This is a genomic window from Peteryoungia aggregata LMG 23059 (genome assembly GCF_030814435.1).
GTDB classification, from domain to species: domain Bacteria; phylum Pseudomonadota; class Alphaproteobacteria; order Rhizobiales; family Rhizobiaceae; genus Allorhizobium; species Allorhizobium aggregatum.
In genome coordinates this window covers 27387-39250 of record NZ_JAUSUW010000005.1, presented here as the reverse complement: position 1 = coordinate 39250, position 11864 = coordinate 27387, and the positions used below count along the sequence as shown (strand labels likewise).

Annotated in this window: 8 protein-coding genes; 2 read left to right on the top strand and 6 right to left on the bottom strand. The window is 62.5% G+C overall.

Annotation, left to right across the window (positions count from 1 at the left end; translation table 11 throughout):
- The first annotated feature begins 224 nt into the window (after positions 1-224).
- Entirely contained in the window at positions 225-1070 is an 846-nt protein-coding gene (locus tag J2045_RS09580; RefSeq protein ID WP_307372063.1) for a hypothetical protein, read from the top strand.
- 1774 nt (positions 1071-2844) lie between these two features.
- Positions 2845-3156 (top strand): DUF1883 domain-containing protein, encoded by a 312-nt coding sequence (locus J2045_RS09575; protein ID WP_307372061.1) that lies wholly within the window; start codon positions 2845-2847, stop codon positions 3154-3156.
- 46 nt (positions 3157-3202) lie between these two features.
- Here J2045_RS09575 and J2045_RS09570 read toward each other — a convergent pair whose 3' ends face one another.
- The 6 genes from J2045_RS09570 to J2045_RS09545 form a co-directional block, all read right to left on the bottom strand.
- Positions 3203-4615, bottom strand: a complete 1413-nt coding sequence (locus tag J2045_RS09570) for a flavin monoamine oxidase family protein (RefSeq protein WP_307372059.1) — start codon at positions 4613-4615, stop codon at positions 3203-3205.
- Complete coding sequence (locus J2045_RS09565) at positions 4605-6110, bottom strand: diguanylate cyclase domain-containing protein (RefSeq protein WP_307372057.1); 1506 nt, start codon at positions 6108-6110, stop codon at positions 4605-4607. Before J2045_RS09565 ends, J2045_RS09570 begins: the two co-directional genes overlap by 11 nt.
- Before the next feature lie 83 nt (positions 6111-6193).
- Positions 6194-7504 (bottom strand): replication-associated recombination protein A, encoded by a 1311-nt coding sequence (locus J2045_RS09560; RefSeq protein WP_307372055.1) that lies wholly within the window; start codon positions 7502-7504, stop codon positions 6194-6196.
- Positions 7501-8877, bottom strand: coding sequence for a DegQ family serine endoprotease (locus tag J2045_RS09555; protein ID WP_370873085.1), 1377 nt, complete (start codon positions 8875-8877; stop codon positions 7501-7503). The genes J2045_RS09560 and J2045_RS09555 overlap by 4 nt, the downstream gene beginning before the upstream one ends.
- Positions 8878-9017: 140 nt before the next feature.
- Positions 9018-10112 carry a serine hydrolase domain-containing protein gene (locus J2045_RS09550; protein ID WP_307372051.1) on the bottom strand — a complete coding sequence of 365 codons (1095 nt, stop codon included), beginning with the start codon at positions 10110-10112 and terminating at the stop codon, positions 9018-9020.
- A gap of 196 nt (positions 10113-10308) precedes the next feature.
- Positions 10309-11793 carry a ferredoxin reductase family protein gene (locus tag J2045_RS09545; protein ID WP_307372050.1) on the bottom strand — a complete coding sequence of 495 codons (1485 nt, stop codon included), beginning with the start codon at positions 11791-11793 and terminating at the stop codon, positions 10309-10311.
- Between the last annotated feature and the right edge of the window lie 71 nt (positions 11794-11864).

Below are 11864 nucleotides of genomic sequence, written 5' to 3'. Positions count from 1 at the left end.
GAGCGGCCAAAATCCACGGCTCTCAAATCGGAAAATGGCGCTCTTGCCTCTCGATCTCAAATTGATTGGACCCCCAGTAGAAAAGCCCAGTTGAATCAATGCCGCCAAGCGCAGTTTCGATCTCGTTTGGTTGGACGCGACAGAGATGAGGTAAAGTAAACCCCGCGTCGATTGAGTTCGGCGCGGGGTTTTATTCACTTGTGTACACATTAGAGACGCCGCACATGACAGAGAAAACAACTAGTCGAAAACCATGGCGCATAAACTGGCTGTTTACCGCAGGATTTTTTACAGCTGTGTATCTCCTAGCCCTAGCAATATATCTAATTCCAGAGACAGCCCTGTGCGGGGCTGATGGCAACTTAGTCCAACGACTTTTGGCTTGCAGAAGCTTCAATGAGCTTGGAGACTTCTTGTCTCGGGCGTTTGCCCCCGTAGCATTTCTTTGGCTAGTCGCAGCCGTTTTCATCCAAGCACAAGAACTACGCGCTCAACGCGAAGAATTGGTTATGACGCGACAAGAGCTCGCAAATAGCCGAGAAGTGATGAAAGAGCAGGCCGAACAAGCTCGCAATCAAGCACTCCAGGCGCAGAGACAGGCAGACTTCATCGGGGAGCAAACCGAAAATTTGAGGAGGCAGAGCGAAGATGCTCATCGCGAACGGCAGGATCGTGTATTCGAGGAACTTCTACAGGCCACGCATCGGGAGTCTTTGTCTAAGCTGAGCGGATCTGAGCATAATGTACAGACGAACGCAGGATTGAACCTGTCGAGATTCTCGGATTTTCGAGCGCAAAGCTCTGAAAAAGCGTTCTCCGATCTTTCTAGCCATCTTGAACATCTGAAAATTATGTTACGCGCCCTTAGTCCCACGGCAAACTGGCGACTACATATGCCTCCGCTTGTAGAATTGTGTAATTCACTAAACATCATTGTAGCTATGGAGAGAAACCTATCCCCTGCGGGCCAGGTGAAAATGAATTCCCTCGGCTTGAAAAGCATTCAGAATTCCATCAAAGAAATAATTGATATTGAAAGTGAATTTAACTCGAAACAACTAACAAAGTAACAGGCGACATGAGTTACGTGCGAGCGGGGGAGGACGGAAAATCGAAGGCTTGAGGTCCGCGCAAGCCGCCTAAACTTCAGAGTTTCCCGGAGAGGGGCACAGTTCCCTTGGCACTCTCCTCACCGAGCCCCCCTCTTGCGAAATCTGAGGTTTGGCCCTGATCGGGCCAATTCCTCGATTTCGCTTTCTCCCCCGCAAGGGGGGAGATAGGCCCGCGAACGTCTTGCCCTCGCAATCAAACCCACCGGTGCACTGGACATAGCCACGATATTCGCGGGGTCGAAGTCCCGGCCGCGGCCCCACCTCCCCCAAGCGGGGGAGGACGGAAAATCGAAGGCTTAGGCGAGCGCAAGCCGCCTAAACTTCAGATTTTCCTGGAGAGGGGCACGGTTCCGTGGGCGAACACCTTACCGAGCCCCCCTCTTGCGAAATCTGAGGTTTCGCCCTGATCGGGCCAATTCCTCGATTTCGCTTTCTCCCCCACCAAGGGGGAGATGGGCGTCGCGCTTGCGGCCTTTGCCCCTCATCCCAATCACTTCAGCCCCTCATCCGCCCTTCGGGCACCTTCTCCCCGCAAGCGGGGAGAAGGCCGATACATCAACCGCTTGCGCCTCCCTCTCCCCGCCTGCGGGGAGAGGGCAGGGTGAGGGGCAAAACCACAGATTCGGCGCATACGGCCGAAAAAAGGGGGATGAGTTTGAGAAAATCCCGAGCAAAATCAAACCCCGACATGTTTTTTCATCCCCCACCATTTCCACCCTCGTAGACTCAGCTCTGTCCCGCCCTCGGATACACCTGACGATGCGATGTCAGGCGAGGCGGGGCCGGCGCCGGAGGCGAGCACTCTCGCAGGTGCAGACCCCCGGCCCGCTGCAACGGTCTCCCTCCGGACGTGGGGCTGGTAACCAAGGTGACAGGGTCGGATGCTCTTCACCGGATACCTCGATCGGAAGGACGTGCCTCGGAGGCACACAGACAAGGCGCCCACGCCGTCGCGAACATCACCAGACGGCGGGGCGACAAAAACGGCGGGGATGATGGGCGGTCGCAAATGATCCAACCCCCATCCCCGGGGCGAGGGTCCAGGTCGGAATGGTGCACCATCCGGCGGGAACCTCCCGGGCCACCGGCCAGGCTGAAGCAGACCACTCTTCGGAGGAGACTGCCGCAGCCGGACCCGCGCCCGGTCACTCTTTGGGGAAACCCGAAGACCGTCGCCGCCTTGCCAGAGAGACGCATGCAGCGGGAAAAGACGCCGAACGAGGCGCCGGAAGGAGCCACATACTACTACTTAGACAGGTTGCTTCTGGCGCCTCGTCCGAGACAAATTTCAGCCCAGCCGGAGGATGAAGAGTCCGACCGGCGGCGAAGCTTGGGGTTTTTGACATCGACAGATCACCCCTCATCCTGAGGTGCCCGACCTCGTCGGGCCTCGAAGGGCGAGGCCCCCTACCCCTCATGCTGAGGTGCCGGGCAACGCCCGGCCTTGAAGCACGATGCCACTGGTGGATCAAAGCGGAAGGATGCTTCGAGGCCCGCGCTTCACGCGGGCACCTCAGCATGAGGGCCGAGCGGAATGCGCGACACCCCTTCCCTCCATGTGGGAGATGGGGCCGTGCCCCTATCCCGAGGCCCCCCTCTTTCATTCCGATGAACCCCGCGTCCCAAAAAAGTCCGCCCTGCCCGACCCCGTCAGCCGGTTCGGCCAACGCTTCCTTAACGGCCTTGCGGTAAATTATGATCTATTAAAAGACTGAACGGAGACCCGAGCGAAATGTCCAAACCGACCTTCCGCTTCACCCATTATGACCTGAAAGAACAGCGCGCCGGAACGATCATCGAGGTGACGCTGTCGGCCGTGAACAATGTGCGGCTGATGACGCCGACGAATTTCCAGCGGTTCAAGGAAACGCTGGACTTCAAGTTCCTCGGTGGCGTGGCGAAGAAATCACCGATCAACATCGTCATCCCCGAGAGCGGCCACTGGCACATGATTGTCGACATGGAGGGCCATCACGGACTGGCCGAATCCAAGGTCAAGATGATTGCAGCCCCCGCCGTGGCACCAAAGCAGAAGGCCTCGTAAGGCTTTCATCCCCTTCCGCAAGACCTGAACCGCAAGACCTGAACCGTCAGCCCCTGCTGCGTTTGAGGACGGCAGCGGCGGCGCGTTGGCCGCTTTCCAGCGCGCCATGCACCGTGCCGAAATGGTCGCGGCTGGTGTGCTCGCCGGCAAGCAACAGCCGGTCTGAAGCCGGCCCCGCCAGCACATCGTGATCCCCAGGCCTCGCCCCGACGGCAGGATAGGAATAGGTCCCCAGCGCCAGAGGGTCGGTCGACCAGGCGTGGCGGGTGATGGCTTTCGGTGCCGGCGCCGCCTGCCCGAACATGTCGCGCAGCACCGCCGTCACATCGGCGTTAAGGGCCGCCTCGTCCATGGCGTCGACCCTGGCGGCATAATCGCCGCTCGCCATCAGCGTCAGCACCGGCGCATCGTGGATCGGCACCAGGTTGAGCATGTCGGCGAAGCGACCACGTTCCTTGCCGGCATAACCGAGATAATGCAGATCATCCGGCCAGAAGGCTGCATCGAAGAGCACGGAGACCTTGGCGAGATTGCCGAAGCCGATGGCCGCAATCGCGGCCTGATGTTCCGGCGGCAGCGGCGGATCGAAACTAATGGTGCCGGCCTTCAATACGCCGAGCGGCACCGCAACCACACTGTGATCCGCCTCGAACCGTGCCGTTGCAGTCTCCACGGTCACGGCGTCACCCGCATGGCGGATGTGGCGAACCGCCTCGCCCAGCCTGATATCGAGACCGTCGGCAAGGTGGCGCGGCAGGAGGTCATAGCCCTGGAGCAACACGGCGTCCGGCCCCGGATAGACCTCGCCGGCATCGAAATGCAGCGCCGAAATCGCCTTGAGCGGCGCGCCGAGCTCGTTCTCCCACATATCGGTGAGGCCCCAATTGCCGATCGGCTCCTGCAGCAAGGCGGGGTCGAGCAGTTCGATGATGTCGAGGAGCGAGAGTGTGGCATCACCATCGGCCTCCTCGGCTGCCTTTTCCTCGATGCGCTCGATCTCCTCCCAGAGATCATCGATCTCGAAATCCTCGGGCTCCTCGCCGCCCGAAAGCAGGACAGTCGACTGCTCCTCGTCAACGAAGAAGGGCATGCCACCTGCCTTGGAGGCGAGCGCCGCGACGGGGTTGCCGTTGAAACCGTGGATGAAATTCGCCCCCTGCTCGACCGGCACGCCGAGGCTGCGGTCGGTGAAAATGCGGCCACCGATCCGGTCGCGGGCTTCGAGAATGATGACCTCGGCCCCGGCTTCGACAAGCGCGACGGCGGCCTGAAGGCCCGCCATACCGGCGCCGACCACCACGACCTTGAGCCCCTTGCCGGCACCGGACACCGCTGCCTGGGTTTCACTCAGTGCGGGCCGCGCAGCCTCGGCGCGCGCCCGGCGTGCAAGCGGTGCGGCAGACAGCGTTGAGGCCGCGAGCAACAGCAACAGGCGGCGTCGATGCAGGTCAGGCCGCATGGACCGCCTCCCCGGTCGCCGGGGTCTCGCCCTCGGGGGGCAAGTCCTCGGCAAAGAAGGCGCGGCCACGACCGCCCTGCTTGGAGGCATAGAGGGCGCGATCGGCGTTCGACATGATGGCACGGGCCGAAGCGCCGTCTTCCGGCGCTGTGGCAATGCCAAGGCTGATGCCGACATCGACGATGGCCCCGTTCGACAGCGTCATGGGCTGCGAGATGAGCTGAATGATCGAGTGAGCGAGCAGCGACAGCCGTGACCTGTCGCGAAAGGCGTTGACGAGAATGACGAATTCGTCGCCGCCCATGCGTCCGACCAGGCCGCTCTCTCCCACCGCCTCGTTCAGGCGCTGGGCGACGATGCGGATCACCTCATCGCCGGCGCCATGACCATGGATGTCGTTGACCGCCTTGAACCGGTCGAGGTCACCGGCGATTACCGCAAATGGCGCATGCGCCAGCCGATCGGAGGCCTCGTTCAAGGCCTGATCGAAGCACAGCCGGTTGGCCAGACCCGACAGCGCATCGCGATGGGCGAGCTCGCGGTTACGGCGCTCGCTCTCCTCCAGCCGGACGGAGAGCTTGGCGATGGAGCGAGCGAGCACGAAGGTGGCCGCGAGAAGCAGGCCGCAGAGCAGGACGACGGTGGGGACGACCACCGGCCAGATCTCGGCGCCGGGCTTGTAGAGCGACCAGTTGAAACTGCCGAGGACCTGGCCGTCGACACTCATGACCGGCAGATGGCCGCTGGCATTTCGGGTAAAGCTGAGATCGGCGAATTCAAGCTGCCGATTGAGATCGGTGACGAAATCCTGATCGACCGGGCGGGCGGAGATGAGGATGACGGGATCGCCCTCCGGCAGCGCCACTTCGCCGTCATCCGGAACGATGGCCATAGCGGTGGCCAGCATCACCTCGCCTTCGATCTCGGCAAAGCCGAAGGCGGCGATGGTGTGGACGTCCGCCGCCTGAACGGGCTTCTGGCCAAAACCACCCTCGATCGTCGTGCGATGCACATGGTGGCGGGCGATGGCGCGATCGGCGATCGCCTTCAGGTCTTCGTTGGCGCGCAGGTCGCGGCCGGTCAGATCCACCTTATCCTGCCAGGCCGACATCATCAGCCGACCGCCGGGGCCGACCAGGAAGCTGCGCTCGTGACCGAAGTCGTACCAGATCGAGGAGACGAATTCCTCGATGACATAGGAGGCGCGGAATTTCAGGGTGATGTACTTGACCGAACGGTCCCAACGCGCGAGCCCCAGCTGGTCGCGGGCGAGCAGGCTCTGGCGGTCCCGGATGACGTTTTCCAGCAGGACAAACTGCTTGTCGACGGCAATATCGTCAGCCTTGCGGGAGGCGACGTAGCCAAGGAACAACAAGGACAGCGCCGACAGCGTGATCAACACGAGAGCGAAGGCCCGCACGAGCGTCAGCAAGCCGAAGCGCTGCGGCGGCAGCTCGGCCCGGATCAAGTGTGGAAGACCGTCATCGCGTTTCATGCCGTTTCCCTTTGTTCGCCGGGGAAGACTAGGGCACAGCGCTTAAAAGCAGCTTAAGCTGAAATGACGATAGACAAGACGTCTCAGCCGCCGCGCTCACGGCGCAGCTTGGCCCACCAGTCAAGGCGCTTCCTGATCTCGCGCTCGAAACCGCGCTCCGGCGGATCGTAGAAGGTCTGGCGACCCATCTTTTCGGGGAAATAATCCTGACCGGAAAAGGCATCCGGCTGGTCGTGGTCATAGCGGTAGCCGTCGCCGTAACCCTCGCCCTTCATCAGCTTGGTCGGGGCGTTGAGAATGTGCTTGGGCGGCAGCAGCGAGCCGTGCTCCTTGGCGGCGCGCATGGCGGCCTTGTAGGCGACATAGACGCCGTTCGATTTCGGCGCCGTTGCCAGATAGACGCAGGCCTCAGCCAGCGCCAGTTCGCCTTCCGGCGAGCCCAGATAGTCGTAGGCATCCTTGGCGGCATTGCAGATGACCAGCGCCTGCGGGTCGGCAAGACCGATATCCTCGACCGCCATGCGCACCAGCCGCCGTCCGAGATAAAGCGGATCCTCACCGGCATCGAACATGCGGCAGAGATAGTAGAGGGCAGCATCCGGATCGGAACCGCGCACGGCCTTGTGCAGCGCCGAGATCAAATTGTAGTGACCATCCTGGCCCTTGTCGTAGACCGGCGCGCGGCGCTGGACGATGCGGCCCAGCCCCTCGGTGTCGAAGACCTCGTCCGGACGTGCCGCACGCCAGACTTCTTCAGCAAGCGTGAGCGAGGCACGGCCGTCGCCATCGGCCATGCGGATCAGAGCCTGGCGGGCGTCGCCATCCAGCGGCAGCGGCTTGCCCTCGGTTTCCTCGGCTCGCTTCAAAAGCGTCTCGATGCTTTCGGCATCATGGCTCTTGAAGGTCAGAACCCGGGCCCGGGAGAGAAGAGCGGCGTTCAGTTCGAAGCTCGGATTTTCCGTGGTCGCCCCCACGAGGATGACGGTGCCATCCTCCATCACGGGGAGAAAACTGTCCTGCTGGGCGCGGTTGAAGCGATGGATCTCGTCGACGAAGAGCAGGGTCTGCCGACCCTCCATACGGCGCAGCCTGGCGCTTTCGAAAACTTTCTTCAGGTCGGCGACACCGGAGAAGATTGCCGAGATCTGCTCGAAGGCAAGGCCCGCCTCGCCGGACAGAAGACGGGCGACGGTGGTCTTGCCGGTGCCCGGCGGGCCCCAGAAGATCATCGAGCCGAGCGAGCCCGCAGCAATCATCCGGGCAAGCACGCCGTCCTCACCGGTGAGGTGTTCCTGGCCTGTCACTTCCGACAGGCTTTTCGGCCGTAGGCGATCGGCGAGCGGGCGGCGCTCGGCGACTTCCTTCGGGACCTGCGGCGCGAAAAGATCACTCATCGGAAGATCTGCCGGATGCGCTGGCCATCGCGCTCGATCTCGACACGCCAGAAGCCCGGATCGCTCTGGGCGATCTTCTGCAGGTCCTCCACGGAGGCGATAGTCTCGCCGTTGACGGCCAGGACGATGTCGCGGGGCTGGAAACCGAGGCGGGCGGCTGGCGATCCCCGGACCACCTCGGTCACGACGACGCCGGTGACTTCGGAGGCCATCTTCAGCTCATAGGCGAGACGCGGCGAGAGGTTGCCGGCGCGGATGCCGGCAAAGGGCGTGCGGCCTTCAATCAACTGGATATCGCGCGGACGGGTCTCGGGGGCTGTCGCGAGCGTCAGGGGAATGGTTTCCTCGCTCCCGTCCTGCTGGACCGTCAATTCAGCCCTCTTGCCCAGACCTGCCGTGGTCAGTCGGTAGCCCAGGGCATCCGGATGCTCGACCGGCACACCATTCACTGCGGTCACGACCTGGCCAGGCTTCAACCCAGCCTTTTCCGCCGGACCGCCCTCGACCACGCTGACCACGAGCGCGCCGCGCACGGTCTTGAGCCCGAGCGCTTCGGCAACATCCGACGTCACCGGCTCGAAGCTCGCGCCGACATAGGGCCGCTCGAAGGAGGCGTTGCCGCGATCGGCAGCATCAAGGAAGACGCGCACGAGATTGGCAGGAATGGCGAAGCCGACGCCATTCGAGCCGCCGCCGCGCGAGAAGATTGCCGTGTTGATGCCGATCAGTTCGCCCTTCATGTTGACCAGCGCACCACCGGAATTGCCGGGATTGATCGCGGCATCGGTCTGGATGAAGAAGCCGAAATCGCCTTCCGTCACCTGGTTGCGGGCAAGCGCCGAGACAATGCCTGAGGTCACGGTCTGACCGACACCGAAGGGGTTGCCGATAGCAAGCACGAGATCACCGACTTCGGTCGCATCGGAATTGCCGATGGGCAGCGTCGGCATGACCTCATCGGTCTCGAACTTGAGCACTGCAAGATCCAGCCGGTCGTCCTTCAAGATGACCTTGACCGGGAATTCGCGACCATCGGCGAGCGCCACCTTGATGTCGTCGGCGCCGTCGATCACGTGGTTGTTGGTGACAACCACACCATCGGCCTCAACGATCACGCCTGAGCCCAGCGAGGACTGTTTTTCGGTGCGGTTTGGCATGCGCTGACCAAAGAACTGCTCGAAGAAGGGATCGCCGGCAAACAGGCTGGACCGGGTCTGCACCAGGCGCTCTGCATAGACGTTGACGACTGCGCCACGCGCCTGTTTGACGAGCGGCGCGAACGAGAGCTGCATCTCGATCTGGCTCGTGGGCACCGCCTTGTCCTGAGCCATGGCAGGACTGGACAGCGGCATCATCAGCAGGGCGGCGATCATGGCAATAGGTGTGAAACGGTCGAAGCGCGGCATGCGAAAATCCTTCATGCGATCATGGACGTTCTAGACCCGGTTCCTGCGCCGGCAAATAGGCAGAACCAAGGAAGGCGCATCGCAGATGGGGATAATGCCTCTCAGGCTCAAGTGCGCACGGTTTCGACGATGCGGGTCAAGAGACCGTGGAGCTCGTCGCGATAGCCGGTGCGGGCCGATGGCGCACTTTCGTCGGAGGTCATCGTCACCGTCAGGCCGAGGCTGGGGACAATATAAAGCATTTGACCGCCATACCCCCAGGCATAGTTGACCTGCGCGCCGCCCATTTCCTTGAGGAACCATGCATAACCATAGCCATCACCGTTGAAGACGGAATTGGTGCGGCGGATCCAGCTCTCGCGGATCCAGTTGTGCGAGATGAGCCGTGTGCCGTCTTCGGTTATCCCGCCGCGGCGATAGAGTTCGCCAAAGGCGTGCAGCGAACGCGGCGTCATGGCCATCTGATTGCCGCCAAGATAGTAGCCTTGCGGGTCGCGGTGCCAGGAGCCGATGCGGAAGCCATCGAGCGGCTCCAGCCACTCCCTGGCAAGCGCCAGCGTCGGCTTGCCCGAAACCTTGGTGAGGATCACCGAGAGGAGATGGGTGGAGGCGGTGGAATAGAGCATGCCGCCGCCGGGTTCGTCGACGAAATCGGCGGCGAGCGCGAAACGTGTCCAGTTGCGGCTTGCGACCCAGCGACCGTAATTCGGGCCAGACATCCGCTCAAGGCCGGAGCGCATCGACAGGAGATGGCCGATGGTGATGTGTGACAGGCGCGGATCGGGATCCCTGGGAAACTCGGAACGCAGGACAGTCTCGATGCGCTGATCCACCCCCTCAAGCAGGCCCTTGTCGATGGCAATGCCGACCAGCGCCGAGACGATGCATTTGGACGCGGACTTGATATTGGCCGATCCGGTCAGGGAACTGTCGCCATAGGCCCTCTCGCCAAGCGCTTCGCCGTTGCGGGTCACGATCACCGTCTCCAGCGTGTCGAGGCGGCGTGCGTCATCAAGCAGCGTGGCGATGCGGGGGCGGAGCACTTGAAGATCCACCGAACCCGAAAGCTCCGAGCTGCCGGGCGGGACCGGGGGCGGGACAGATGTCGGTATGGATGTGGACTGGGCCCGGACAAGCGAAAAGGGGAAAAGCGGAATGACGGCGGCAGCGCCGAGGAATGGCAGGAAATTTCGTCTCTTCATGACTGCTAGGTAGTCTCCATGACGGTCGGTGAAAGACCATGAACCTGCCACATCACCGCATCGTGAAGGCTGTGAGGCATGCCTGTCGGCGGAACGTTAGAGCGGCACATCCGTTCCGACTTCAACACGGCGTCGGGAAGGTTCTGACCCTGATCGACGGGACCGCCGCAGCAAAGGACGGAAATTAGCGCATTCGCTAATTTCCAAAATAGAAAACCGTCAGAGCCGCAACCAGAAGCGCTGCAAGGCCGGCAAAGGCCAGGCTGCGCAGCCGATCCTGGCGTGAGGAGGCGCCTCCGGCATAATCGAAGCGCTCATAGACGACGTTCTTCATCGGCAGGCCGAGATCGAGCAGCGCATCGGAGACGGCAGAGACCATGCCGCCAGGGCCGCACATCAGGGCAACACAGCCTTTGGGGTCGAGCCCGTCAAGCAAGTCCCGCAGGCGCGCCGGATCGAGGCGGCCGACGGCTCCCTGCCAGTCGGGCGGGCACTCCTCGCTGATCAGCAGGACCTTGAGGTCGAGAACGGTGCCTGCGGCGGCGATCTCCTCCAGGCAGGCGAAATTGCTCGGCGCACCCACGGCATAGGCGAGCCGAACGGGCCGCCTGTCGCGACGCGCGACCAGATCGCGCAGAATGCCGATGATCGGAGCGATGCCGACACCGCCGGCAACCAGTAGAACAGCATCCCCGGGATGGGCTTCGAGGGAGAATTCACCATAGGGGCCATCAATGCCGATGGGCGTGCCGGGCTCAAGGCTGCCGACGCGACGGGTGAAATCGCCGACCTCCTTGATGATCAGGCTGAGGCCCGGACGTGTCGGGCTGTCGGCGATCGAGAATGGATGATCAAGGAGGGGAAAGCGCCTGCCGCCCTCTGTCATCCAGACGAATTGTCCGGCGTGATAATCGAGCGACGGGGCCCCCGGGGCCGGCTGGATGTCGAGTTCCCAAAGACGATCGGCCCGGCGCGTGACGGCATGGAGCCGCCATGGCCGGCGATGCAATGACAGCCAGCGGTAGCCATAAAGGATGGAAAGGACAGTGAGGATGCCGGCTCCGACGAGATACCAATAGATCTCTACCGGCCCGATCGCCGCAAAACGACCCGTGCCGATGGCATGCTGCAGCCCGGCCGCGATGGCTACGGTGCCAAGAACGAGATGGGTTGCCCGCCAGACTTCGTAGCGCCAGGGAAGACGGTTCCGCAGCGCAGATGACAGGACCAGCAGCACGAGGGCTGCCCAGGCGATGACGCCGGAGCGATAATGCGGCAGCGTCAGGTAGGCGACCAGGCGCTCCCGGCCAAGACCGGGATCCTCAAGCCAGGTCGGCGCGACATAGGCGATGGGGTGCAGGACGATGGCGACGAGGATCCACCAGGCGGCCAGCTTGTGAAAGGCCATGATCTTGTCGATACCCAGCCGTCCGGAGACGATCTCGAAACGGCCCGAGGTGACGAATTGCACCGCCATGGCGGCCAGTCCGGCCATGCCGAGACCGGCGGCCAGGCGCTCCAGCGGATCGTGTGGAGAAACATCCGTCATCCCTGACAGGACGAGCGGCAGGGTGCAGAGGCCGAGATAAAGGGCCGCGAGAAGGCCGGCCGGCAGACGGGGCAGGCGCCGGGCGGAGCGTTGCGGCATGGCGACCATGCCTGGCGTCACGGTATCGGTCATGGGGGCCTCCTTTCTTTCCTTCTAGCAGTACGGTTTCGGTCCGGAATTGATCTCGGTCATATGCGGGAGTG

What these genes read in the sequence shown, in the direction of transcription:
- J2045_RS09570 (WP_307372059.1), bottom strand. Translation starts at nt 4,615, where the DNA reads ATGCGGCCTGACCTGCATCGACGCCGCCTGTTGCTGTTGCTCGCGGCC.
- J2045_RS09545 (WP_307372050.1), bottom strand. Translation starts at nt 11,793, where the DNA reads ATGACCGATACCGTGACGCCAGGCATGGTCGCCATGCCGCAACGCTCC.
- J2045_RS09550 (WP_307372051.1), bottom strand. Translation starts at nt 10,112, where the DNA reads ATGAAGAGACGAAATTTCCTGCCATTCCTCGGCGCTGCCGCCGTCATT.
- J2045_RS09575 (WP_307372061.1), top strand. Translation starts at nt 2,845, where the DNA reads ATGTCCAAACCGACCTTCCGCTTCACCCATTATGACCTGAAAGAACAG.
- J2045_RS09560 (WP_307372055.1), bottom strand. Translation starts at nt 7,504, where the DNA reads ATGAGTGATCTTTTCGCGCCGCAGGTCCCGAAGGAAGTCGCCGAGCGC.
- J2045_RS09555 (WP_370873085.1), bottom strand. Translation starts at nt 8,877, where the DNA reads ATGATCGCCGCCCTGCTGATGATGCCGCTGTCCAGTCCTGCCATGGCT.
- J2045_RS09565 (WP_307372057.1), bottom strand. Translation starts at nt 6,110, where the DNA reads ATGAAACGCGATGACGGTCTTCCACACTTGATCCGGGCCGAGCTGCCG.
- J2045_RS09580 (WP_307372063.1), top strand. Translation starts at nt 225, where the DNA reads ATGACAGAGAAAACAACTAGTCGAAAACCATGGCGCATAAACTGGCTG.